24 protein-coding genes are annotated in these 24330 nt (G+C 62.8%); 9 read left to right on the top strand and 15 right to left on the bottom strand.

Features of this window, described 5'->3' with window-relative positions; translation table 11 throughout:
* Positions 1 to 2 precede the first annotated feature (2 nt).
* On the bottom strand, positions 3 to 2057 hold the full coding sequence (glyS, locus tag ACVW0Y_RS06930) for a glycine--tRNA ligase subunit beta (protein ID WP_457436980.1): 2055 nt from the start codon (positions 2055 to 2057) through the stop codon (positions 3 to 5).
* Positions 2054 to 3001, bottom strand: coding sequence for a glycine--tRNA ligase subunit alpha (gene glyQ, locus ACVW0Y_RS06925; protein WP_457436979.1), 948 nt, complete (start codon positions 2999 to 3001; stop codon positions 2054 to 2056). The genes glyS and glyQ overlap by 4 nt, the downstream gene beginning before the upstream one ends.
* Before the next feature lie 90 nt (positions 3002 to 3091).
* Here glyQ and ACVW0Y_RS06920 point away from each other — a divergent pair, with 90 nt between their 5' ends.
* The 3 genes from ACVW0Y_RS06920 to ACVW0Y_RS06910 all read left to right on the top strand — a co-directional run bounded on the left by ACVW0Y_RS06920 (position 3092) and on the right by ACVW0Y_RS06910 (position 5016).
* Positions 3092 to 3643: a DNA-3-methyladenine glycosylase I gene (locus tag ACVW0Y_RS06920; protein WP_457436978.1), complete on the top strand. Its 552-nt coding sequence runs from the start codon at positions 3092 to 3094 to the stop codon at positions 3641 to 3643.
* A gap of 156 nt (positions 3644 to 3799) precedes the next feature.
* Entirely contained in the window at positions 3800 to 4687 is an 888-nt protein-coding gene (locus ACVW0Y_RS06915) for a lysophospholipid acyltransferase (protein WP_457436976.1), read from the top strand.
* 59 nt (positions 4688 to 4746) lie between these two features.
* On the top strand, positions 4747 to 5016 hold the full coding sequence (locus tag ACVW0Y_RS06910; RefSeq protein ID WP_457436975.1) for a PilZ domain-containing protein: 270 nt from the start codon (positions 4747 to 4749) through the stop codon (positions 5014 to 5016).
* Positions 5017 to 5097: 81 nt separating this feature from the next.
* Here the strand turns inward: ACVW0Y_RS06910 and ACVW0Y_RS06905 are convergent, their stop codons facing one another.
* The 5 genes from ACVW0Y_RS06905 to def all read right to left on the bottom strand — a co-directional run bounded on the left by ACVW0Y_RS06905 (position 5098) and on the right by def (position 9718).
* Positions 5098 to 5412 carry a tetratricopeptide repeat protein gene (locus ACVW0Y_RS06905; RefSeq protein ID WP_457437174.1) on the bottom strand — a complete coding sequence of 105 codons (315 nt, stop codon included), beginning with the start codon at positions 5410 to 5412 and terminating at the stop codon, positions 5098 to 5100.
* A gap of 9 nt (positions 5413 to 5421) precedes the next feature.
* Entirely contained in the window at positions 5422 to 6795 is a 1374-nt protein-coding gene (gene trkA / locus ACVW0Y_RS06900; RefSeq protein ID WP_108095227.1) for a Trk system potassium transporter TrkA, read from the bottom strand.
* 74 nt (positions 6796 to 6869) lie between these two features.
* A complete protein-coding gene (gene rsmB / locus ACVW0Y_RS06895; protein WP_457436973.1) occupies positions 6870 to 8198 on the bottom strand; it encodes a 16S rRNA (cytosine(967)-C(5))-methyltransferase RsmB in 1329 nt (442 codons plus the stop codon).
* Positions 8195 to 9145: a methionyl-tRNA formyltransferase gene (gene fmt / locus ACVW0Y_RS06890; RefSeq protein WP_457436972.1), complete on the bottom strand. Its 951-nt coding sequence runs from the start codon at positions 9143 to 9145 to the stop codon at positions 8195 to 8197. The genes rsmB and fmt overlap by 4 nt, the downstream gene beginning before the upstream one ends.
* Before the next feature lie 66 nt (positions 9146 to 9211).
* A complete protein-coding gene (def, locus tag ACVW0Y_RS06885; protein ID WP_457436970.1) occupies positions 9212 to 9718 on the bottom strand; it encodes a peptide deformylase in 507 nt (168 codons plus the stop codon).
* 153 nt (positions 9719 to 9871) lie between these two features.
* Here def and ACVW0Y_RS06880 point away from each other — a divergent pair, with 153 nt between their 5' ends.
* The 3 genes from ACVW0Y_RS06880 to ACVW0Y_RS06870 all read left to right on the top strand — a co-directional run bounded on the left by ACVW0Y_RS06880 (position 9872) and on the right by ACVW0Y_RS06870 (position 12673).
* The gene (locus ACVW0Y_RS06880; RefSeq protein WP_457436969.1) at positions 9872 to 10897 is read left to right on the top strand and encodes a LysM peptidoglycan-binding domain-containing protein; all 1026 of its coding nucleotides are present in this window, start codon (positions 9872 to 9874) and stop codon (positions 10895 to 10897) included.
* Between the two features lie 84 nt (positions 10898 to 10981).
* A complete protein-coding gene (dprA, locus tag ACVW0Y_RS06875) occupies positions 10982 to 12067 on the top strand; it encodes a DNA-processing protein DprA (protein WP_457436967.1) in 1086 nt (361 codons plus the stop codon).
* Between the two features lie 48 nt (positions 12068 to 12115).
* Positions 12116 to 12673, top strand: coding sequence for an L-threonylcarbamoyladenylate synthase (locus ACVW0Y_RS06870; protein ID WP_457436966.1), 558 nt, complete (start codon positions 12116 to 12118; stop codon positions 12671 to 12673).
* A 3-nt stretch (positions 12674 to 12676) separates the two neighbouring features.
* On the opposite strand, the gene ACVW0Y_RS06865 is transcribed toward ACVW0Y_RS06870, so the two are convergent.
* On the bottom strand, positions 12677 to 13654 hold the full coding sequence (locus ACVW0Y_RS06865) for an NADPH:quinone reductase (RefSeq protein WP_457436965.1): 978 nt from the start codon (positions 13652 to 13654) through the stop codon (positions 12677 to 12679).
* 197 nt (positions 13655 to 13851) lie between these two features.
* Between ACVW0Y_RS06865 and hemF the strand changes: the two genes are divergently transcribed.
* From hemF to ACVW0Y_RS06850, 3 genes are read left to right on the top strand one after another with little or no spacing between them, the layout of a single operon-like run.
* Positions 13852 to 14772, top strand: a complete 921-nt coding sequence (gene hemF, locus ACVW0Y_RS06860; RefSeq protein WP_457436963.1) for an oxygen-dependent coproporphyrinogen oxidase — start codon at positions 13852 to 13854, stop codon at positions 14770 to 14772.
* On the top strand, positions 14772 to 15590 hold the full coding sequence (gene aroE, locus ACVW0Y_RS06855) for a shikimate dehydrogenase (RefSeq protein ID WP_457436962.1): 819 nt from the start codon (positions 14772 to 14774) through the stop codon (positions 15588 to 15590). Before hemF ends, aroE begins: the two co-directional genes overlap by 1 nt.
* Positions 15591 to 15602: 12 nt before the next feature.
* Positions 15603 to 15983: a DOPA 4,5-dioxygenase family protein gene (locus ACVW0Y_RS06850; protein ID WP_457436961.1), complete on the top strand. Its 381-nt coding sequence runs from the start codon at positions 15603 to 15605 to the stop codon at positions 15981 to 15983.
* 21 nt (positions 15984 to 16004) lie between these two features.
* Here the strand turns inward: ACVW0Y_RS06850 and ACVW0Y_RS06845 are convergent, their stop codons facing one another.
* The 7 genes from ACVW0Y_RS06845 to ACVW0Y_RS06815 form a co-directional block, all read right to left on the bottom strand.
* The gene (locus ACVW0Y_RS06845; RefSeq protein WP_457436960.1) at positions 16005 to 16943 is read right to left on the bottom strand and encodes a carbohydrate kinase family protein; all 939 of its coding nucleotides are present in this window, start codon (positions 16941 to 16943) and stop codon (positions 16005 to 16007) included.
* A 35-nt stretch (positions 16944 to 16978) separates the two neighbouring features.
* Positions 16979 to 18454 (bottom strand): xylulokinase, encoded by a 1476-nt coding sequence (gene xylB / locus ACVW0Y_RS06840; protein ID WP_457436959.1) that lies wholly within the window; start codon positions 18452 to 18454, stop codon positions 16979 to 16981.
* 9 nt (positions 18455 to 18463) lie between these two features.
* The gene (locus ACVW0Y_RS06835; RefSeq protein ID WP_457436958.1) at positions 18464 to 19972 is read right to left on the bottom strand and encodes a mannitol dehydrogenase family protein; all 1509 of its coding nucleotides are present in this window, start codon (positions 19970 to 19972) and stop codon (positions 18464 to 18466) included.
* 9 nt (positions 19973 to 19981) lie between these two features.
* Positions 19982 to 21091, bottom strand: coding sequence for an ABC transporter ATP-binding protein (locus tag ACVW0Y_RS06830; protein WP_457436957.1), 1110 nt, complete (start codon positions 21089 to 21091; stop codon positions 19982 to 19984).
* Between the two features lie 27 nt (positions 21092 to 21118).
* Positions 21119 to 21952 carry a carbohydrate ABC transporter permease gene (locus ACVW0Y_RS06825; protein WP_457436956.1) on the bottom strand — a complete coding sequence of 278 codons (834 nt, stop codon included), beginning with the start codon at positions 21950 to 21952 and terminating at the stop codon, positions 21119 to 21121.
* 13 nt (positions 21953 to 21965) lie between these two features.
* Positions 21966 to 22898 (bottom strand): carbohydrate ABC transporter permease, encoded by a 933-nt coding sequence (locus tag ACVW0Y_RS06820; protein WP_457436954.1) that lies wholly within the window; start codon positions 22896 to 22898, stop codon positions 21966 to 21968.
* Positions 22899 to 22977: 79 nt separating this feature from the next.
* Positions 22978 to 24288: an ABC transporter substrate-binding protein gene (locus tag ACVW0Y_RS06815; RefSeq protein ID WP_457436953.1), complete on the bottom strand. Its 1311-nt coding sequence runs from the start codon at positions 24286 to 24288 to the stop codon at positions 22978 to 22980.
* Between the last annotated feature and the right edge of the window lie 42 nt (positions 24289 to 24330).

Here is a 24330-nt window from a genome sequence, read left to right as displayed (position 1 = left end):
GCTTACCCCAGCAGCGAGATATCGGCGACGCCCAGGAACAGGCTACGCAGTTTGGCCAACAGGGCATAACGGTTGGCACGTACCGACGGGTCGTCGGCATTTACCATCACCGCGGCGAAGAACGCGTCCACCGGCTCACGAAGGGCGGCCAGTTGCGCCAGTGCCTCGCTATACAGACGGGCTTGCGCCAACGGCTGTACGGCATGGTCGGCTTGCTGAATCGCGGCATTCAGGGAGAACTCGCTGGGTGAATCGAAGTAGTGCGCTTCGATGTTCGCCGCCACGTTGCCCTCGGCCTTGCTCAGCAGGTTGGAAACGCGCTTGTTGGCCGCTGCCAGGGCTTGCGCTTCCGGCAGCGCACGGAAGGTCTGCACCGCTTGTACGCGCTGGTCGAAGTCCAGTGGCGACACCGGGTTTACCGCACGCACGGCCTGGTACACCGCCACTTCCACGCCTTCGTCTTCATAACGCGCACGCAGGCGGTCGAAGATAAAGTCCTGCACCTGAGCAGCCAGGCCATCGGCCTTGACCTTGGCGCCGAACTGCTCGATGGCGAAGCCGATGGTGGCGACCAGATCGAGGTCGAGCTTCTTCTCGATCAGGATGCGCAGAATGCCCAGTGCTGCGCGGCGCAGTGCGTAGGGGTCTTTGCTGCCGGTAGGCAGCATGCCGATGCCGAAGATGCCCACCAGGGTATCCAGCTTGTCGGCGATGGCCACGGCCGAACCGGTCAGGGTGCTTGGCAGCTCGGCACCGGCACCGCGGGGCATGTATTGCTCGTTGAGGGCCAGAGCGACGTCTTCCGGCTCGCCGTCATTGAGGGCGTAGTAGTAGCCGGCGATGCCTTGCATCTCCGGAAACTCGCCAACCATTTCGGTAGCCAGGTCGCACTTGCTCAGCAGGCCGGCACGGGCAGCGCGATGGCTATCGCCGCCGATGCGTGCAGCAATAAATGCCGCCAGCAGCGATACACGTTCGGCCTTGTCGAAAACCGAGCCCAGCTGGGCCTGGAAGACCACATTGGCCAGACGGGCATTGAAGCTATCGAGCTTCTGCTTCTTGTCCTGCTTGAAGAAGAACTCGGCGTCGGTCAGGCGTGGGCGAACCACCTTCTCGTTGCCGGAAATGATCTGCGCCGGGTCTTTGCTTTCCACGTTGGCCACGGTGATAAAGCGCGGCAGCAACTTGCCATTGCCATCCAGCAGGCAGAAGTACTTCTGGTTGTCCTGCATGGTGGTGATCAGGGCTTCCTGGGGCACGGCGAGGAAGCGTTCCTCGAACGAGCACACCAGCGGCACCGGCCACTCCACCAGAGCGGTCACTTCATCGAGCAAAGCCGGCGGCACGATGGCGCTGCCGTTTTGCTCGGCGGCCAGGGTGTCGACGCGCTTGCTGATCAGGCTGCGGCGCTCGGCGAAGTCGGCGAGCACATAGGCGCTGCGCAGATCTTCGAGGTAATTGGCCGGCGAGCTGATGCGCACGCTGTCCGGGTGATGGAAACGGTGACCACGGGATTCGCGGCCGGCCTTCTGCGCGAGGATCTCGCAGTCGACCACGTCGTTGCCAAACAGCATCACCAGCCACTGGGTTGGACGGACAAATTCTTCTTTGCGCGCGCCCCAGCGCATGCGCTTGGGAATCGGCAGGTCGTTCAGCGAGGCGCTGACGATACCGGCCAGCAAGCCCACAGCCGCCTGGCCGGGAATGCTCTGGCTGAACTTCAGCTTGGCGCCACTGCGGTCGATGGCGGAGATATCCACCCCGCATTTTTTCGCGAAACCGAGGGCGGCCTGCGTCGGGTTGCCGTCGGCGTCGAAGGCGGCCTGTACGGGCGGGCCGTCCAGATTCACGCTGCGATCCGGCTGCTGCACGGCCAGTTGATCGATGATCACGGCCAGACGACGGGGCGCTGCATACACGCGGCTGCCGCTGTAGCTCAGGCCTGCGCTTTTCAGGCCTTTCTCGATGCCGGCCAGAAAGGCGTCACCGAGGGTTTTCAGGGCTTTGGGTGGCAGCTCTTCAGTGCCCAGCTCTACCAGAAAATCTTGTGCACTCATTCTGCTGCCTCCAGCTTGGCCAATACTTCATCGCGCAGATCCGGCGCCGCCATCGGGAAACCAAGGCGCGCGCGAGCTTGCAGGTAGCTCTGCGCTACCGAACGGGCCAGGGCCCGAACGCGGAGGATGTATTGCTGACGGGCAGTCACCGAAATCGCGCGGCGAGCATCCAGCAGGTTGAAGGTGTGCGAGGCCTTGAGCACCATTTCGTAAGTCGGCAGCGGCAGTTGCAGCTCGATCAGACGGTTGGCTTCGCTTTCATAGAAATCGAACAGCTCGAACAGTTTCTCGACGTTGGCGTGTTCGAAGTTGTAGGTGGACTGTTCCACCTCGTTCTGATGGAACACGTCGCCGTAGGTGACCTTGCCGAACGGGCCGTCGGTCCACACCAGGTCGTAGACCGAGTCCACACCCTGCAGGTACATGGCCAGACGCTCGAGACCGTAGGTGATCTCACCGGTCACCGGGTAGCACTCGATGCCGCCTACTTGCTGGAAGTAGGTGAACTGCGTGACTTCCATGCCGTTGAGCCAGATTTCCCAGCCCAGACCCCAGGCACCGAGGGTCGGCGATTCCCAGTTGTCTTCAACGAAACGGATGTCGTGTACCAGCGGATCGAGACCGATGCGTTTCAGCGAGCCTAAGTACAGCTCCTGGAAGTTATCCGGGTTCGGCTTGAGCACCACCTGGAACTGGTAGTAGTGCTGCAGGCGGTTAGGGTTTTCGCCGTAACGGCCGTCACCGGGACGGCGGCTGGGTTGCACATAGGCGGCGTTCCAGGTTTCCGGGCCGACGGCGCGAAGAAACGTGGCGGTGTGGAAGGTGCCGGCGCCGACTTCCATATCGTAGGGCTGAAGCACCACACAACCTTGTTCGGCCCAGTACTGTTGGAGGGCGAGGATCAAGTCTTGGAAGGTGCGCACGGCAGGCGTAGGCTGGCTCACTAAATTCACCTGTACTGAGGCTGCGACAGAAAGGGCGGGAGTATACCCGATTCACCCCGCAAACCACCCTCACCCTCCCCTAGGAGCCCTATGCCACGCTGCTTCTGGTGCAATGACGACCCGCTGTACATCACCTACCACGACCAGGAATGGGGCGTTCCACAACGCGACCCTGCGCACCTGTTCGAAATGCTGCTGCTCGAAGGGTTCCAGGCCGGGCTGTCGTGGATCACCGTATTGAAGAAGCGCGAACGCTATCGCCAGGTGTTGTTCGGCTTTGACCCGCAGCGGCTGGCAGCGCTTAGCGACGAAGAAATAGAAGGGCTGATGCAAGATCCCGGCATCATTCGCAATCGCCTGAAGCTCAAGGCCGCGCGCAAGAATGCGCAGGCCTGGCTGCGGCTGGCGGACCCGGCAGGGTTACTCTGGTCGTTTGTCGGCGGCGTGCCCAAGGTCAATCACTTCGCCGGTCGCAGCCATGTGCCGGCGGTAACTCCCGAAGCCGAAGCCATGAGCAAGGCGCTGAAAAAGGCCGGCTTCACCTTCGTGGGGCCGACCATCTGCTACGCCTTTATGCAGGCCACCGGCATGGTGATGGACCATACCCAGGATTGCAGCCGCTACGCCGAGTTGAGCAGCTAACGAACTCCTGTAGGAGCGGCTTCAGCCGCGATGCTCTTGTTTATAAAAGCATCGCGGCTAAAGCCGCTCCTACAAAGAGCTCCGGCCTTCCCGGTGATAACCGAACCGCCTCAAGGTGGTTACAATGCGCCCCTGTTCGAATTCGGGGAATGTCCGGTGGAGAAGTTCAAAGGTGCGTTGATCGTGGGCTTTCTGCGCCTGTTCGCCTTGTTGCCATGGCGCGCGGTACAAGGCCTGGGCGGGGTTATCGGGTGGCTGATGTGGCGCTTTCCCAATGGTTCGCGCAACGTCGCGGATATCAATCTGCGCAAGTGCTTCCCCGAGCTGGACGCCGCCGCCCATGAGCGCCTGCTGAAAAAGAGCCTGATGGATATCGGCAGGACCCTTACCGAAAGTGCCTGCGCCTGGGTCTGGCCGGCAGAAAAATCGCTGAAGCTGGTGCGCCAGGTGGAAGGTCTGGAGGTGCTCCAGGCGGCCCTGGCCTCGGGCAAAGGGGTGGTCGGCATCACCAGCCACCTGGGCAACTGGGAAGTGCTCAACCACTTCTACTGCAACCAGTGCAAACCGATCATTTTCTACCGTCCGCCGAAACTCAAAGCCGTTGACGACCTGCTGCGCAAACAGCGGGTGCAACTGGGCAACCGTGTGGCACCTTCCACCAAGGAAGGCATCCTCAGCGTTATCAAGGAAGTGCGCAAAGGCGGTTCGGTGGGTATTCCGGCGGATCCGGAGCCGAGCCTGTCGGCCGGTCTGTTTGTGCCCTTCCTGGCCATTCAGGCGCTCACCAGCAAATTCGTCCCCGGCATGCTGGCCGGTGGCAAGGCCGTCGGCGTATTTCTGCATGCCCTGCGCCTGGAGGATGGCTCGGGCTATAAGGTGATCCTGGAGGCTGCCCCCGAGGGTATGTACAGCGAAGACACCCAGGAAGCCGTGGCCGCCATGAGCCAGGTGGTCGAGCGTTATGTGCGCGCCTACCCCAGCCAGTACATGTGGACCATGAAGCGTTTCAAGAAGCGTCCGGAAGGCGAGAAGAAGTGGTATTGATGCGCCGCCGGATAGCTATTACTGTCTGAGCACCGACGCCCGGACATGACAGGATAAGCATGGATAACAAGCGCGAGTTCCGCCGCAGCCCCCTCAAGGTTCAGTTGCGCATTGACCATCCGGTGCACGGCCAAATGATGGTGACTACCCGCGATATTTCCGAAAGTGGCGTATTTGTGGTGATCGATGATGCGCGGAGCCTGCTGAACATCGGCGAAGTGTTCACCGGTCAGGTTCAGGGGCTGCCCGTAGAAGCCCCCGTGGTGCGCCTGGAAGTGGTGCGCTTCGAACCCAGCGGCGTTGGCCTGATCTTTCAGCACGATGCGTAGCCAGCGTGAGCCGAAGGCGAAGCCCAGCAGGGCGTGAGCGTTGCAGCGTTAGGGTTTGCGGCGCTCAGCCCAACCTGCGGATCACCTGAGTTTGTCGAGCTTGCGCAAGAACACCGTCATTTCCTTTTCCGCCTGCTTGTCGCCCTTCCCTTGCGCGGCGCTGATGCCCTGCTCCCAGGCGGTTCGCGCGGCGGCTAAGTCACCCAGCGCCAGATGGGCTTTGCCCAATAACTTCCACGCCGCCGAATAGGCGGGGTCGAATTCGACGCAGCGCTGCAGGTGTTCTGCTGCCGTGGCGTGCTCGTTGAGATCCAGATAGCCCTTGCCCAGGCCGAAGCGCAGCAAGGCGTTGTCGACGCCTTTGCCGAGCATTTTTTCCAGCGAGTCGAGCATCAGGGTGCTCCTTTAGAAGAACGTCAGGCCGACCTGGAACAGGCGCTCGACGTCGCGGATGTACTTCTTGTCCACCAGAAACAGAATCACATGGTCGCCCGACTCGATCACCGTATCGTCGTGGGCGATCAGCACTTCCTCATCACGCACCAGGGCGCCGATGGTGGTGCCCGGTGGCAAGGCGATGTCTTCGATGGCGCGCCCGATCACCTTGCTCGATTTGGCATCGCCATGGGCAATCGCCTCGATGGCTTCCGCCGCGCCGCGCCGCAAGGAGTGCACGCTGACGATATCGCCACGGCGCACGTGGGCGAGCAAGGTGCCGATGGTGGCCAGCTGCGGGCTGATGGCGATGTCGATCTCGCCGCCCTGCACCAGGTCGACATAGGCCGGGTTGTTGATCAGCGTCATCACCTTGCGCGCGCCCAGCCGTTTGGCCAGCAACGAGGACATGATGTTCGCTTCGTCATCATTGGTCAGCGACAGAAAGATATCGGCGTCACTGATGTTCTCTTCCACCAGCAGATCGCGATCCGAGGCGCTGCCCTGCAGCACGATGGTGCTGTCCAGGGTCTCGGACAGATAACGGCAGCGCGCCGGATTCATCTCGATGATTTTGACCTGGTAACGGCTTTCGATGGCCTCCGCCAGGCGCTCGCCGATATGGCCGCCGCCGGCGATGACGATGCGTTTGTTGTTGTCTTCCAGGCGGCGCATTTCGCTCATCACTGCGCGGATATGCGCTTTGGCCGCGATAAAGAACACCTCGTCATCGGCTTCGATCACCGTGTCGCCACGGGGCAGGATCGGCCGGTCGCGGCGGAAAATCGCGGCGACGCGGGTATCGACGTTGGGCATGTGCTCACGCAACTGGCGCAGTTGCTGGCCCACCAGCGGGCCGCCGTAGTAGGCCTTGACCGCCACCAGTTGCGCCTTGCCTTCGGCAAAGTCGATCACCTGCAGCGCGCCGGGATGCTCGATCAGGCGCTTGATGTAATTGGTCACCACCTGTTCCGGGCTGATCAGCACGTCCACCGGAATGGCGTCGTTATCGAACAGACCGGAACGGGTCAGGTACGCCGCTTCGCGCACGCGGGCAATTTTCGTCGGGGTGTGGAACAGGGTGTAGGCCACCTGGCAGGCGACCATATTCACTTCATCGCTGTTGGTCACTGCCACCAGCATGTCGGCGTCATCAGCGCCGGCCTGGCGCAGCACGGTAGGAAATGAACCCTTGCCCTGGATGGTGCGGATATCCAGGCGATCACCGAGGTCACGCAGACGGTCGCCATCGGTGTCGATCACGGTGATGTCGTTGTGCTCACTGGCGAGGTGTTCAGCCAGGGTGCCACCGACCTGACCAGCGCCGAGAATAATGATCTTCATCCGTGTGTATCCCTAGACCTACAGTGAGCGGCCCCGAAAATAGCAGACCTGGGCAGCGGCTGCACAGGCTGCCGCTAGCCGCGTGCCGAGGCGGCGATCTTGATCAGTTTGGCGTAATAGAACCCATCGTGACCGCCCTCTTGCGCCAGCAGCTGGCGACCGTGGGGTTGCTTCAGGCCGGGAGGCTGCTGGCCCAATTGGCCGGCGATATCCAGCTCGCGGGCACCGGGGGTGCGGGCGAGAAAGGCACCGACCACTTCGCTGTTTTCCGTGGGCAAGGTCGAGCAGGTGGCGTACACCAGCATGCCGCCGACTTCGAGGGTCGGCCACAGGGCGTCGAGCAGCTCGCCTTGCAGCGTGGCCAGGGCGGGAATGTCGTCGGCCTGGCGGGTCAGTTTGATATCCGGGTGACGACGGATCACCCCGGTGGCCGAGCAGGGGGCATCGAGCAGAATGCGCTGGAAGGGTTTGCCGTCCCACCAGACCTCGGTCTGCCGCGCATCGGCGGCGATCAATTCGGCGCTCAACCCCAGGCGTGCAAGGTTTTCCTTTACCCGCACCAGGCGCTTGGCTTCCAGATCGATGGCCACCACGCCACCCAGGGCTGGCTCAGCCTCAAGCAGATGGCAGGTCTTGCCGCCGGGGGCGCAGCAGGCGTCCAGCACCCGTTGGCCTGGGGCCAGTTCGAGCAGATCGGCTGCCAGTTGTGCCGCTTCGTCCTGCACGCTCACCCGCCCTTCGGCAAAGCCCGGCAGGGTGGTGACGTCGCAGGCTTCGGCGAGCACGATGCCATCGCGACTGAATGGGCAGGCGCTGGCCTCGAAGCCCACGCGTTGCAGTTCGGCGAGGTACTCGTCGCGGCTACCGAGGCGGCGGTTGACCCGCAGAATCAGCGGCGGGTGCGCGTTGTTGGCAGCGCAGATGGCTTCCCACTGCTCGGGCCAGAACCCCTTGAGCGCCTTCTGCAGCCAGCGCGGGTGGGCGGTACGGGCCATCGGGTCGTGGTCGATTTCCACCAGCAAGGCTTCCGCTTCGCGCTGGGCGCGGCGCAGCACGGCATTGAGCAGACCCTTGGCCCAGGGTTTTTTCAGCTTCTCGGCGGCGCCAACCGTTTCACCGATGGCCGCGTGGGCGGGAATGCGGGTGTAGAGCAGTTGGTACAGGCCCACCAGCAGCAGCGCTTCGACATCGCGATCGGCCGCCTTGAAGGGTTTTTGCAGCAGGCGTTCGGCCAGGGCACTGAGGCGCGGTTGCCAGCGGGCGGTGCCAAAGGCCAGATCCTGGGTCAGGCCCTTGTCGCGTGCCTCGACCTTATCCAGTTGCTTGGGCAGCGAGCTGTTCAGCGAGGCCTTGCCCGCGAGCACCGTAGCCAGGGCATTGGCCGCCGCCAGACGCGGGTTCATGCGCCGGCTCCCAGCAGAGTGCCGACGGCGAACTGCTCGCGGCGGCTATTGAACAGGTCGGCGAAATTCAACGCTTTGCCGCCGGGTAGTTGCAGGCGGGTCAGACGCAAAGCGCCGGCACCACAGGCAACCAGCAAACCGTCGCGGCTGGCTTGCAGGATCTCTCCGGGCGCACCGTGGCCCTCGGCCGGTTGCGCAGCCAGCACTTTCAACGCCTCGCCATTCAGGGTGCTATGGCAGATCGGCCAGGGATTGAAGGCACGGATCAGGCGCTCCAGCTCATCGGCCGGGCGGCTCCAATCCAGACGGGCTTCGTCCTTGTTGAGCTTGTGCGCGTAGGTAGCCAGGTCGTTGTTCTGCACTTCGCCCTGCAGGGTGCCGGCGGCCAGGCTGGCGATGGCCTGCAATACGGCCGGTGGGCCGAGTTCGGCGAGGCGGTCGTGCAGGCTGCCGCCGGTGTCTTCGTGGGTAATGGCTGTGCTGACCTTGAGCAACATCGGACCGGTGTCCAGACCGGCTTCCATCTGCATCACGGTGACGCCGCTCTCGGCGTCGCCGGCTTGCACGGCGCGCTGGATCGGCGCTGCGCCGCGCCAGCGTGGCAGCAGCGAGGCGTGGCTATTGATGCAACCCAGGCGCGGGGTATCGAGCACCACCTGCGGCAGGATCAGGCCATAGGCGACCACCACCAGCAGATCCGCATTCAGAGCGGCCAGCTCGGCCTGGGCGGCGGGGTCACGCAAGGTTGGCGGCTGCAGTACCGGAATATTGTTCTCCAGGGCCAACTGCTTGACCGGGCTGGGCATCAGTTTTTGCCCACGGCCGGCCGGACGATCCGGCTGGGTGTACACCGCCACAATCTCGTGCTGGCTGGCGAGCAGGGCTTTGAGGTGTTCGGCGGCAAACTCGGGGGTGCCGGCGAAAACGAGGCGCAGTGCTTGGCTCATGTGGGGCTCACTTGGGTCTCGAAAATAAAAAAGGCTTGCCGTAGCAAGCCTTTATGAAGAGGCATCTCAGGCCTGCTGGCGGTGCGCTTTTTCCAGCTTCTTCTTGATCCGGTCGCGCTTGAGCGTAGACAGGTAGTCGACGAACAGCTTGCCGTTGAGGTGGTCGCACTCGTGCTGGATGCACACTGCGAGCAGGCCTTCGGCGATCAGTTCATAGGGCTGGCCATCGCGGTCCAGCGCCTTGATCCTGACCTTCTGCGGACGGTCGACGTTCTCGTAGAAGCCTGGCACCGAGAGGCAGCCTTCCTGGTACTGATCCATTTCTTCGGTCAGCGATTCGAACTCGGGATTGATAAAAACCCGCGGTTCGTTTTTCTCTTCGCTGAGGTCCATCACCACCACGCGCTTGTGCACATTCACCTGGGTGGCCGCCAAACCAATGCCCGGTGCGTCGTACATGGTTTCAAACATGTCGTCGATCAACTGACGCAAAGCGTCGTCAACCACGTCTACGGGCTTGGCGATGGTTCGCAGGCGCGGGTCGGGAAACTCGAGGATGTTTAAGATTGCCATATGCGTTGTGTGATGCACTTGTGGAATAAAGTCAAAATCCGCTGCTAATATGCTGAGCAGCATTGAAAAACGGCTTCAGGCCGCGGCTTCCGAGGCTTTCGGAGCAGCCCTTGGGCGTTCTACGTGAAGACACATAATAAAGGGATTCACCGCATGAGGAAATCACTACTCGCCCTGCTACTCCTAGCCGCCACTGGCTTGGCTCAGGCCGAAGTGCAGCTCAAGGAAGGCCATCCGGACCGCTATACCGTGGTCAAGGGTGACACCCTCTGGGATATTTCCGGCAAGTTCCTCAGTGAACCGTGGAAGTGGCCAGAGATCTGGCACGCCAATCCACAGGTTGAAAACCCCCATCTGATCTACCCGGGCGACCAGCTCTCCCTGGTGTACGTCGATGGTCAACCGCGTCTGATGCTTAACCGTGGCGAGTCGCGCGGCACCATCAAACTGTCACCGCAGGTTCGTACCACTCCGATGGCCCAGGCCATTCCAACCATTCCGCTGGAAGCCATCGACAGCTTCCTGCTGAAAAACCGCATTGTCGATAGCGACGAAGACTTCATCAAAGCCAACTACGTGGTTGCCGGCACGGCCGAGCGCGTAGTCAGCGGCGCCGGTGACCGCGTCTACGCTCGCGGTACCTTCGACGAGCAGCATCCGGTTTATGGCATCTTCCGTCAGGGCCGTACCTACACCGACCCGGATACCAAGGAGTTCCTTGGTATCAACGCCGATGACGTGGGCTCTGGCCAAGTGGTCGCCGAGGAAGATGGCGTCGCCACACTCACCTTGAGCCGCACTACCCAGGAAGTGCGCAACGGTGACCGTCTGTTCCCCACCGAAGAGCGTCACGTCAACTCCACCTTTATGCCGAGTGCGCCGACCACTGAAATCCGTGGCCTGATCCTCGACGTTCCACGTGGTGTGTCGCAGATCGGTCAGTTCGACGTGGTTACCCTGAACAAGGGCAAGCGCGACGGTCTGGTGGAAGGCAACGTGCTGGCGGTCTACAAGACTGGCGAAACCGTACGTGACCGCGTCACCGGTGAGCAGGTGAAGATCCCGGACGAACGCGCCGGTCTGCTGATGGTGTTCCATACCTACGAAAAGCTCAGCTACGGTCTGGTGCTTCAGGCCACCAGGCAGCTTGAAACGATGGACAAGATACGTAACCCGTAATCACACGAACCCCCGCAAATGCGGGGGTTTTTGTTTCTGGGCTCATGTAGGAAAAATCCCTTAACTCGATCAAGGATGATCAAGATGTCAGAAACCTCTCCCGCTGAACTGGAAGCCCGTCTGCGTTTGCACTGCTTGCCCGAGCTGGGTGGCCGACGTTTTCGCACCTTGATCAATGCCTTTGGTAATGCCTCCTCGGCCCTCAGTGCGCCGGCTGCTGCCTGGCGTGCATTGAAGCTGCCGCCGGCATGCGCCGCGGCGCGGCGCGACGAAGCCGTGCGCCAACGGGTAAACGCCAGCCTGCACTGGCTGCAACAGCCCGATCAGCATCTGTTGATGTGGGACGATCCCGACTACCCCGCCCTGCTCGCCGACTTGCCGGACGCGCCGCCCATGCTGTTTATCGCCGGCAACCCGGTGCTGCTGCAGCAACCGCAACTGGCCATCGTCGGCAGCCGCCGCGCATCCAAACCGGGGATGGACACCGCCAGCGCCTTTGCCCGCAGCCTGGCGGCCGGTGGTTTTGTGATTACCAGCGGCATGGCCCTGGGCATCGACGGTGCCGCCCACCAGGGTGCCCTTGCTGCGGGGGGCAGAACCATTGCGGTGGTGGGCACCGGCCTTGAGCAGGTGTATCCGCCACGTCACCGCCAGCTGGCGACCAGGATCATTGCCGAAGGCGGCGCACTGGTTTCCGAACTGCCCCTGGACAGCCCGCCCCTGGCCGCCAACTTTCCGCTGCGTAATCGCATTATCAGCGGCCTGTCGCTGGGCGTGCTGGTGGTGGAAGCCAGCCCTTCCAGCGGGTCGCTGATCACTGCACGCCTGGCGTTGGAGCAGGGCCGGGAGGTGTACGCCATTCCCGGTTCTATTCACCACCCCGGGGCCCGTGGTTGTCACCAGCTGATTCGCGATGGCGCGGCGCTGGTGGAGTGTGTCGAACATATCCTTGAAGGCCTGCGCGGCTGGCAGAACCTGGCACCCACACCCACACCCAAGCCAGCGGCGACCAAGCACCCGCTGTTGCAACTGCTATTTGCCGCACCCCACAGCAGTGAGGCGCTGGCCGTCGCCAGTGGCTGGGCCTTGCCCAAGGTATTGGCAGCGCTGACCGAACTCGAGCTGGAGGGTCGGGTGGCCAGTGAGGGTGGCGTCTGGGTGGGCCGTTAAGCGGCGGTTGGGTACACTGCCGGCAGTTCGACATACACCGAGGTGGCGATGATCAGCAGTTGGCGTGTCAAACAGGTAGCGCGCGTAGTGCGCGATGGCGGCGTGATCGCCTATCCCACAGAAGCCGTGTGGGGGTTGGGTTGCGATCCCTGGGATGCGCGGGCGGTCGAGCGTCTGCTGGCGCTCAAGCAGCGCCCGGTGGAAAAGGGCCTGATTCTGGTGGCCGACAGCATCCACCAGTTCGACTTTCTGTTCGAAGACTTCCCGGAACTGTGGATCGACCGTCTGGCCAGCACCTGGCCGGGGCCGAACACCTGGCTGGTGCCGCACCAGAACATGCTGCCGACGTGGATCACCGGCGAACATGAAACTGTGGCATTGCGGGTCAGCGACCACCCGTTGGTGCGCGACCTGTGTGCCATGGTCGGCCCGCTGGTTTCCACTTCGGCCAACCCGGCCGGCAAGCTGCCGGCGCGCAACAGCCTACGCATCCAGCAGTACTTTCCGGACCAGCTCGACGCCGTGCTTACCGGTGCCCTTGGCGGGCGCAAAAACCCCAGCGTGATTCGCGACCTGGCCACCGGCAAGGTGCTGCGCGCCAGCTGAGGCTCACGGCAGCAATACAGTGGAGCCAGTGGTTTGCCGGCCGGACAGGGCGATATGGGCGGCAGCGGCATCCTGCAGGACGAACCGTTGGTTGATATCCACCTGGATCTGGCCGCTGGCGAGCAAGGCGAACAGTTCATCGGCCATGGCCTGCAGATTCTCCGGGGTGTTGGCATAGGTGCCCAGGGTCGGACGGGTGACGAACAGCGAGCCCTTCTGCGCCAACACGCCCAGATTGACCCCGCTGACCGGTCCGGACGAATTGCCGAAGCTCACCAGCAGGCCGCGCGGGGCGGTGCAGTTCAGTGAGGTGTCCCAGGTGTCCTTGCCGATCGAGTCATACACCACCGGGCACTTCTTGCCCTCGGTCAGCTCCAGCACGCGGGCTGCCACATCTTCATGGCTGTAATCGATGGTCGCCCAGGCACCCAGGGCCTTGGCGCGTTCGGCTTTGGCCGCCGAGCCGACGGTGCCGATCAGCTTCACCCCCAGGGCCTTGGCCCATTGGCAGGCGATGCTGCCGACACCCCCTGCGGCGGCGTGGAACAGAATGGTTTCGCCGCCCTGCAGCGGGTAGGTCTGGCGCAGCAGGTACTGCACGGTCAGGCCCTTGAGCATGACGCTGGCGGCCAGCTCGAAGCTGATGCTGTCCGGCAGTTTCACCAAGTGCGCTGCCGGCAGCACATGCAACTCGCTGTAGGCACCCAGCGGGCCGGTGCCGTAGGCCACACGGTCGCCGACCTTGAGATGGCTTACCCCACTGCCCACCGTCTCGACCACCCCCGCGCCCTCGGCACCCAGCCCGGAAGGCAGCGCGGCCGGCGAATACAGGCCGCTGCGGTAATAGGTGTCGATAAAGTTCAGGCCGATGGCCTGGTTGGCCACACGCACCTCCTGTGGGCCCGGGGCGGCTGGCTGGTAGTCGACATACTGAAGAACCTCGGGACCGCCGTGGCTGGCGAACTGAATGCGCTTGGGCATGGAGCCTCCTATGGCTTTGACTCTGGCTGGGTCTGTGGCAACGAAAGGGCTCTATGCAACGCCTGTGCTTGACGGGCGTCAACAGCGAAGGGCGCAGCTGCGGTGGTATGCTTGCGCCCCTGTCAGGGCTGCGAGCCCCGCCCCCTGTGGCTTGGGGCGGCAAAACTTCTTGGTTATCTGTGTGTGAAGGTGATGGCGTGAGTGAACGTAGCGCGGCCGTAAAGGCCTATCTGCTCGACCTGCAAGACCGTATCTGTGCCGCCCTCGAAGCCGAAGACGGCCGCGCGCGGTTCGTTGAGGATGCCTGGGAGCGTCCGGCCGGTGGCGGTGGCCGCACCCGCGTGATCGAGAACGGCGCAGTGCTGGAAAAGGGCGGCGTCAACTTCTCCCACGTCTTCGGCAGCGGCCTGCCGCCCTCCGCCAGCGCCCACCGTCCGGAACTCGCCGGGCGTGGTTTCGAGGCCATGGGCGTGTCGCTGGTGATGCACCCGGAAAACCCGCATATCCCCACCTCCCATGCCAACGTGCGTTTCTTTATTGCCGAGAAAGAAGGTGAAGAAGCCGTGTGGTGGTTTGGCGGCGGTTTCGACCTGACCCCCTACTACGGCAACGACGAAGACTGCCAGCACTGGCACCGCGTCGCCGAACAGGCCTGCGCGCCCTTTGGTGCCGATGTCTACCCACGCTACAAAGCCTGGTGTGACACCTACTTCCATATCAAGCATCGCAACGAGCCACGCGGTATAGGCGGGTTGTTTTTCGATGACCTCAACGAGTGGGACTTCGACACCTGCTTCGCCTTTATCCGCGCCATCGGCGACGCCTATATCGACGCCTACCTGCCTATCGTGCAACGGCGCAAAGGCACCGCGTTCACCGAACAGCAACGTGAATTCCAGGCCTTCCGCCGCGGCCGCTATGTCGAATTCAACCTGGTCTACGACCGCGGCACCCTGTTCGGTCTGCAATCGGGCGGGCGTACCGAATCGATCCTGATGTCGCTGCCACCGCACGTACGCTGGGGCTATGACTGGAAGCCCGAGGCCGGCAGCGCCGAAGCGCGGCTGACCGAGTATTTCCTGCAGGACCGTGACTGGCTGGGTGAGGCAGCGAACTGATGGATCGTTATGGCGTATTCGGCAACCCTATTGGCCACAGCAAATCGCCGCTGATTCACCGCCTGTTCGCCGAGCAGACCGGCCAGCAGCTGAGCTATGAAGCCTTGTTGGCACCGTTGGACGGCTTCACGGCATTTGCCCGCGACTTCTTTGCCAATGGCTGCGGGGGCAACGTCACCGTGCCTTTCAAGGAGCAGGCCTACCAACTGGCCGACAGCCTGACGCCCCGTGCGCAGCGGGCCGGCGCGGTAAATACGCTGAGCAAACAGAACGATGGCGGCCTGCTCGGCGACAACACCGATGGTGCCGGCCTGGTGCGTGATCTGACGGTAAATGCCGGGGTCGACCTCAAGGGCCAACGCATTCTGGTGCTGGGTGCCGGCGGTGCTGTGCGCGGTGTGCTGGCGCCGCTGCTGGCCGAGCAGCCGCATTCCGTGGTGATCGCCAACCGCACCGTGGAAAAGGCCGAAGCGCTGGCCCGCCTGTTTGCCGATCTCGGTCCGGTGGCGGCATGCGGTTTCGATTGGCTGGAAGCGCCGGTGGACCTGATCATCAACGGCACCTCTGCAAGCCTTGCCGGTGAGTTGCCGCCGATCTCGCCCAGCCTGATCAAAGCGGGCCACACCCTGTGCTACGACATGATGTATGGCAAAGGCCTGACCGCCTTCAACCAGTGGGCCAGCGACCAGGGTGCAGCGCGTACCGTCGATGGTCTGGGCATGTTGGTGGAGCAGGCGGCGGAGGCGTTTTTCCTTTGGCGCGGGGTGCGTCCGGGCAGTGCCAGCGTGCTGGCCGAACTACGCCGCCAATTGGCCTGAGGGGAGGCAAGCATGGCCCACGACGAAGACAGCGCCGAGCGTATCCGCGGCTGGCATGCGCATGTCTACTTCGACGCGGCCACCCTTGAGCAAGCGCGCAGCCTTTGCGAAGCAGCCGCGCGTTTGTTCGAGGTGAAAATGGGCCGTGTGCACGAAAAGATCTTTGGCCCCCATCCCGCCTGGAGCTGCCAACTGGCGCTGCGCCCGGCGGTGTTTGCGCAACTGCTGCCCTGGCTGGTGTTACACCGCCAGGGCCTGTCGATCTTTGTTCATCCCATCACCGGCGATGACCTGGTGGATCACCGTGACCACGGGCTGTGGATCGGCCAGCCGATGCGGATGAACCTTGCCGTGTTTGGCGCCGACCAGGCACCTACTCAGTTCGAGCTGTAGGCAGCGCTCAGTGCGTCTCTGTCACACCGTCAGCTCATGGTGAAACGGCAGGTCTGGCCCCGTACGCGAACAGGTCATCGCCGCCGCTGCCATCGCGTAATTCAGCAAGCTATCCAGCTGTTCCCGGCTCAAGCGGGCAAGACCCTCGGGGCTGTCCAGCTCGGCGCGGGTCAACCAGGCCAGTAGCGCCGCCTGAAAGGTATCGCCCGCACCCACGGTATCGCGCACCTGCACGTGCCGCGAGGGCACCGACACCACCCCGTGCTGACGACTGAAGGCCGTCGCGCCCTGGCCCCCGCGGGTCATCACCAGCAACTGGCAACGGCCTTGCTGCCATCGCTCGATGATCTGCTCGGGCGCAGTATCGGGGTACAGCAAGCTCAGGTCTTCATCGCTGACCTTGATCAGATCGGCCAGTAACGCCAGCTCTTCCACCCGCTCGCGCCACAGCGCGGCATCCGGCTGCGGGTTCAGACGTACGTTGGGGTCGAGGCTGATCAGACGCTGGCCACTTTCACGCCGCACCAGTTCCAGCAGGGTGTCGCCAATCGGCTGCACCACCAGCGAGAACGAGCCCACGTGCAGGCCGCGCACCTCGCTGCCAAGCACCGGCAGGTGCTCGCTGCGCAGGGCGCGGTCGGCGCAGCCTTCGCCGCGGAAGGAGTAATGCGGCTGGCCGTTGCCATCCACCGCCACCATGGCCATGGTGGAGGGCAAATCGAAGGCGTGCAGAAACTGCTCACTTACGCCCTCTTCCTCCAGCACCTGGCGCAAACGAGCGCCGAGAAAGTCATTGGACAGTCCGCCAAACAAGGCCGATTCCACCCCCAGCCGGCGCAGGCCGACCGCGACGTTGAAGGGCGACCCACCGGCGATGGCTTTGTAGTCCAGCTCGCTGCTGCGCGTGCCGGCCGCCTGGGTGAAAAAGTCGAACAGGGCTTCACCGCAAACCAGGTACATATCGAACTCCTGAAACGCAAAAAAGTGTGGATAGCTTATTGCAGCTGCATAACCTGCTGCCGGTAACGCTGGTACACCGGCTCGTAGGCGGCGCTGGCGGCCGGGTCCGGGCGGGTGATGGTGCGCGGATCGAGGCTGACGCAGCGCTGGCAGAGCGCCGCCAGGCTGCCCTCGCCCGCACTCCAGGCCGCTTGAATTGCCGCACCCAGGGCCGCTGCTTCGGTGTGTTGGGGACACACCAGGGGCGTGGCCATGATATCGGCGACTATCTGTCGCCACACCGAGCTTTTCGCCGCACCGCCAATCAGGCGGATTTCGCGGCCTTGTATGCCACTGGCGCGGAGTAAATCCAGGCCATAACGCAGGCCGAAGCAGCTCCCCTCCAGCACCGCGCGGCAGAGGTTGGCGCGGTTGAGGTTCTCGCTGGTCAGGCCCAACAGGCTGGCGCTGGCAGTGGGCAAGGCTGGCACCCGTTCGCCATTGAGAAAGGGCAGCATCAGCACACCTTCCGCGCCAATCGGTGCCTGGCTAACCAGGCAGCCAAAACTGGCCAGATCCAGTTCCAATAACTGCTGGATGGCGCCCGTGGCGTTGGTCAGGTTCATGGTGCAAATCAGCGGCAGCCAGCCGCCGGATGAGGAGCAGAAGGTCGCTACCGAGGCATGTGGGCTGATCTGCGGCTGTTCGGCATAGGCGTACAGCGTGCCTGAGGTGCCCAGGCTCATGGTGATGGCACCTGGACTGATATTGCCGGTGCCGATGGCTCCCATCATATTGTCGCCGCCTCCACTGGCGACCAGCGCCTGCGGATTGAGGCCCAGGCGCTGGGCGATTTCCGGCAGTAAGCTGCCCAGGTTTTCACCGGCTTCAATCAAGGTCGGCAGGGCATTGTTCAGGCGGCCGCTGGGGTCGATATGGCGCAGCAGGTCGTGGTCCCACTGGCGAGTGCGCACATTGAAATAGCCGGTCCCGGAAGCGTCGCCATATTCGCTGCAGTAGCGGCCGGTCAGGCAGAAATTCAGGTAATCGTGGGGCAGCAGAATATGGGCGATGCGGCTGTAGATGGCGGGATGATGGTCCTTGGTCCACAGCAGCTTCGACACTGTATAGCCCGGCGCGATGGCCACGCCCAGGCGCTCCAGTGAGCCTTGCTCGCCGCCAAGGTAATCCAGCAGGCGCTGGTTTTCGGCCGCCGACTCGGTGTCACACCAGAGCTTGGCCGGACGCAGCACCTGGCCCTGGGCATCGAGTAGTACCAGCCCATGCTGCTGGCCGGAAACGCCAAGGCCGGCGATGGCCTGGCCGGATATCCCGGCCTCGGCCAGCGCCGCACGGGTGGCCTGCTCCAAGGCATGCAGCCAGTCCACTGGCTGCTGTTCGCGATGGCCATTGGGCCCGCTGATCAGTCGATGGGGCGCGCCACCGGCACCCAGCACCTGGCCGGTGGCGGCGTCGAGCACCAGGGCTTTAGTGCCTTGGGTGCCGCAATCGATGCCGAGGTAAAAAGCCATGGCCAACCCTCAGCGCTGGTGGTGCAGCGAATCGCGTTGAACAGCGCCGTCCAGCAGTGTCTGCAAGGTGCCGCTGACCCCCAGGGTGCGCAGGTTATGCAGCTGCCGTTCAAAGGCGGCGACAAATGCTGCTGAGGCCGGGATCGCCGGCCCGAACACCAGCTCCGCACCCAGCAAGCGCGCGGTGAGGCTGGCCTTGTCGGCGACCAACCCTTGCGCCCAGTCGGCACGCGGATCGGCAATGCGGTACCGGGTGCCCTGCTCGTCCACGCCGTCCAGATACAAGGCCCAGGCCGCCACCACCAATGCGGCGCGATCCAGCTCGGCACCATCGGCAATCAGGCGATTGAGGGTCGGCACAATAAATTTGGGGAATTTCGAACTGCCGTCGGAACACACGCGCTCCAACTGATCGGCAATGGCCTGGTTGGAAAAGCGTTCGATCAGGGTGTCTTTGTAATCGCTCAGATCGATGCCCGGTACCGGTGCCAGTTGTGGCGTTACGTCGAGGTCCATAAAGCGCCGCACATAACCACGGAACAGCGGGTCGTTCATGGTCTCGTGGACAAACCGATAGCCCTTGAGAAAACCCAGGTAGGTCAGGGCCAGATGGCTGCCGTTGAGCAGCTTGATCTTCATCTCTTCATAGGGCGACACATCGTCGGTGAACTGTACGCCCACCTCTTCCCAGGCCGGCCGGCCATTGACGAACTGATCTTCCAGCACCCATTGCAGGAACGGTTCGCAGACCACCGGCCAGGCGTCGTCGATGCCATGTTCGCGGGCCAGTTGCTGACGATGGGCATCGCTGGTCATCGGCGTAATACGATCGACCATGGCATTGGGAAAGCTGACATTGGCGGCGATCCACTCGGCCAACTCGGCATCGGCCAGACGCGCATAACTAAGCAACGCTTTGCGGGTGACCGCGCCGTTGTGCGGCAGGTTATCGCAGGACATCAGGGTGAATGCCGGCGTGCCATTGGCGCGACGTTTGGCCAGGGCGGCGCAGAGAAAACCGAACACGGTGGTCGGCACCTGCGGGTTGGCCAGGTCGTGCTGAATGGCCGGCAGGTCGGCGAGAAATTCGCCGCTGGCGTCATCGATGCAGTAGCCGCCTTCGGTGATGGTCAGCGAGACGATACGGATCGCCGGCTCGGCCAGTTTGTCGATCAGCGCCTGGGTCGAATCCTCGGCCAACAGCATGGTGCCGATCACGCCGACGACGCGCACTTCCAGGTTTGGCGTATCGCCCAATTCAACCTGGGTGTAGAGGTAATCCTGGCTGGCGAGCGCATCGCGCATCGGCCGGTCTTCGGCACGCAGGCCAACGCCACAGATGCCCCAATCGAGGTCTTTGCCCTGGTTCTGCAAGGCTTCGGTATAGATCGCCTGGTGCGCGCGGTGAAAGCCGCCCACGCCGATATGGGCGATGCCTTGCCGGCGCGCGCCGAGGTCATAAGCGGGCAAGGCAATATAGGGCACCAAGCGGCGCAGATTGGAACGGCTGAGTTTCATAAAAAATCCTTACGCGGCCTGCTCGGCAGCGCTGCGTTTGTCGATGGCAGCGCCAGTGGCATCAAAGAGATGGCAGTGGGCGGTGTCGAAGGCCAGCTCCAACGGCTGGCCGTAGGTGGGCGAAAAATCGCCGCGCACGCGGATGGTCAGGTTTTCGCCAGACGCTGTGCGCACATGGCAATAGGTGTCGCTACCCAGGCGCTCGCTGACGTCAGCAATCACCTGCAGCTGGCCCTGACCGGCCGGCACGATATTGAAATGTTCCGGGCGCACGCCCAGGGTCACGCTGCCACCGGCGCGCTGCCCACACGCCACACGCGGCAGGTGCAGGTTGGCGCCGGCGTCGAGCTGCACCTCGCAGCTGCCGCCATCCACGCTGCCCACCGTGCCACGCAAAAAACCCATCTTTGGCGTGCCGAGAAAACCCGCGACAAACAGATTGGCCGGATGGTTGTACAGCTCCAGCGGCGAGCCGACCTGCTCCACGCGCCCGCCATTGAGTACCACCACCTTGTCGGCCAGGGTCATGGCCTCGACCTGATCGTGGGTGACGTAAATCATCGTCGCCTTCAGCTCTTTATGCAGGCGCGCCAACTCCAGGCGCGTTTGTACCCGCAGGGCGGCATCGAGGTTGGACAGCGGTTCGTCGAAGAGAAAGATTTTCGGGTTACGCACAATCGCCCGACCAATCGCCACGCGCTGGCGCTGGCCACCAGAGAGCTGCTTGGGTTTGCGTTCTAGCAGGCGCTCAAGCTCCAGAATGCGCGCGGCGTTGTCGACCTTGGCCTTTACGGTCGCCTTGTCCACCCGCGCCAGATCGAGGGCGAAGGACAGGTTTTTGCGCACGGTCATATGCGGGTACAGCGCGTAGGTCTGGAACACCATGGCCAGGTCGCGTTTGGCGGGGGCGAGGTCGGTGATGTCCTTGCCGTCCAGGGCGATGCTGCCGCTGGTGACTTCCTCCAGCCCTGCGATCAAGCGCAGCAACGTGGACTTGCCGCAGCCCGAGGGGCCGACAAACACCACGAATTCACGGTCGCGCACATCAAGGTCGATGCCCTGAATGATGGCGTGGCCATCGAAGCCTTTCTGCAAATTGCGAATGCTGAGATCAGCCATAAAAGCACTCCTTGGAAACCAGGCCGGTCATTTCACGGCACCAAAAGACAGGCCACGCACCAGCTGCTTCTGGCTGATCCAGCCAAAAATCAGAATGGGCGCGCAGGCGAGGGTGGAGACGGCGGACAACTTGGCCCAGAACAGCCCCTCCGGGCTTGAGTAGGAAGCCACCAGAGCAGTGAGGGGGGCGGCGGCCGAGGACGTCAGGTTGAGCGACCAGAACGCTTCGTTCCAGCACAGGATCAGCGACAGCAACATGGTCGAGGCCAGCCCGCCACGGGCAATCGGCAACAGCACGCGACCGATTTCCTGGAAGGTGGTGGCGCCATCCAGGCGCGCGGCTTCGAGGATATCCACGGGGATATCTTTGAAGTAGGTGTAAACCATCCACACCACAATCGGCAGGTTGATCAGGGTGTAGATCGCGATCAACGCGATGCGCGAATCGAGCAGGCCCATGCTTTTGCACAGCAGGTAGATGGGCATCAGCACGCCCACCGGCGGCAGCATCTTGGTCGACAGCATCCACAGCAAGGTGCGCTTGGTGTGGCGGCTTTCATGGAAGGCCATGGAGTAGGCCGCCGGTACCGCAATCAGCATGCACAGCAGGGTGGCGGAGAATGAGATCAGCACCGAGTTCCAGGCAAAGCTGAAGTAGTCGCTGCGTTCGTTGATATGCAGATAGTTCTCCAGCGTTGGCACGAAGAACAGCTGCGGCGGCGTGGCAATGGCATCCATCTCGGTTTTGAAGCTGGTGAGGATCATCCAGAAGATCGGGAAGAAAATCAGCAGCGCCACAGCCCAGGACAAGGTGCCCACCACCACACTGTGCAGGCGCCGGGATTGCTTGAGGGTCAGCATCGTCAGGCTCCTGTTACGGTTGGTCGGTGAGGTTTTTGCCAATCATCCGGACCAGGATGATGGCGGCGATATTGGCGATCAGCACGGCGATCAGGCCGCCCGCCGAGGCCATGCCCACATCGAATTGCAGTAGTGCCTGGTTGTAGATCAGGTACGCCAGGTTGGTGGATTCGTAACCTGGGCCACCGCTGGTGGTGGTGAAGATTTCGGCAAATACCGAGAGCAGAAAAATCGTCTCGATCATCACCACCACGGCAATCGGTCGCGCCAGATGCGGCAGGGTCAGGTGCCAGAAAATCGCGATGGGGCCGGCACCATCCAGGCGCGCGGCTTCCTTCTGGTCCTGGTCGAGTGACTGCATGGCGGTCATCAGAATCAGGATGGCGAACGGCAGCCACTGCCAGGACACGATGACGATGATCGACAGCAGTGGGTGATGCGCCAACCAGTCCACCGGCTGGGCACCGAAGAACTTCCAGATGGCGGCGAGAATGCCCGACACCGGGTGGAAAATCAGGTTCTTCCACAGCAGCGCGCTGACGGTTGGCATGATGAAAAACGGCGAGATCAGCAGCACCCGCACAATGCCACGACCCCAGAATTCGCAGGCCTCGAGCAAGGCGCTGATCAGCACGCCGAGGATCACGCTGATGGCCAACACGCTGCCCACCAGCGTGAGGGTGTGCAGGGCACCGGGCATAAAACCTGGGTCGGTGACGAAGAACTCGAAGTTCTCCAGGCCGACAAATTCGTTCTCGCCGGGCGACAACAGGTTGTAGCGGATCAGCGAGAAATACAGGGTCATGCCTAGGGGCACGATCATCCATAACAACAGCAGGGCGACCGAAGGGCTGACCAGAAACCAGCCAGGCTTCAACGCCCGGCGCTTTGCCTGAGGGGCGGCGACAGGTGTGCCGGCGGCGGTGTCGAGAGCCGAGGAATGCATGGCTAACTCCATGGGTAGCAAAGGCCTTCGGCACACGGGGGAGCGTGGCCGAAGGAGGTGCTTCTACAGGTGAGGCTTACTACTTCGGATAACCGGCGCGCTTCATCTCGCGCTCGGTGCTGGTCTGCGCAGCGGCCAACGCCTGGTCCACCGGCATCTGCCCGGTGAGAGCGGCGGCGAACAACTTGCCCACCTGTGTGCCAATCGCCTGGAACTCCGCAATGGTCACCAACTGGATGCCCACATAGGGCACTGGGCGTACGCCGGGGTGAGTCGGGTCGGCGGCTTTCAGCGATTCCAGGGTGACCTTGGCGAATGGTGCCGCGCTCATGTAGGTGTCGCTGTAGGTGGACGCGCGGGTGCCTGGCGGCACGTTGGCGACGCCATCTTTTTCCGCCACCAGAGCGCCGTACTCTTTCGAGGTGGCCCAGGCACTAAAGGTTTTCGCCGCATCTTTGGCCTTGGAGCTGGTGGGGATGGCCAGTGCCCACGAGTACAACCATGAGGCACCTTTGTCAGTGACCTGCTTGGGCGCGTAGGTAAAGCCGACGTGGTCGGCGACCTTGCTCTGCGACTTGTCGGTAACGAACGAGCCAGCGACGCTGGCGTCCACCCACATACCGCACTTGCCGCTGTTGAACAGCGCCAGGTTCTCGTTGAAGCCGTTGCTGGAAGCGCCCGGCGGACCGTATTTGTTCATGGTCTCGACGTAGAAGCTCAGCGCGTTTTTCCATTCGTTGCCACTGAATTCCGGCTGCCATTTTTCATCGAACCAGCGCGCGCCAAAGGCATTGCCGACAGTGGTCACCAGGGCCATGTTCTCGCCCCAGCCGGCTTTGCCGCGCAGGCAGATGCCGTATTGGTCCTGCTCGGGCTTGTTCAGCTTGGCCGCGAAACCGGCGATCTGTTCCCAGGTGGGATGCTCGGGCATTTCCAGGCCGGCGGCCTTGAACAGATCGGTGCGGTAATAGGTAATAGAGGCTTCGGCATAAAACGGCAGGGCGTATAGCTGGCCCTTGGCGGACAGCCCTTCACGCACCGAGGGGAATACGTCGTCGAGGTCGTACGTGGCCGGCAGATTGTTCATCGGTTCCAGCCAACCCTTGGCCCCCCACAACGAGGCTTCGTACATGCCGATGGTCAGCACATCGAATTGCCCGCCCTGGGTGGCGATATCGGTGGTCAGGCGTTGGCGCAGGACGTTCTCTTCAAGAACCACCCACTTCAGTTTGATATCGGGATGCTGCTCTTCGAAGGTCTTCGAGAGCTTTTGCATACGGATCATGTCGCTGTTGTTGACCGTGGCGATGGTCAGGGTTTCGGCCGCCAGGGTCGCGGCGGACGAAGACAAGCAGAGGGCGGCAACCAGTGCCTTGAGCGTGTGGTTCATGGTGTTGAACTCCTCTTGGCGGCCAGGTCGGCTGCGCAAGAC

This window comes from Pseudomonas sp. TE3786 (assembly GCF_054057335.1).
Note: the sequence above shows the minus strand (reverse complement) of the source record. Positions and strands in the feature narration are given on the sequence as shown.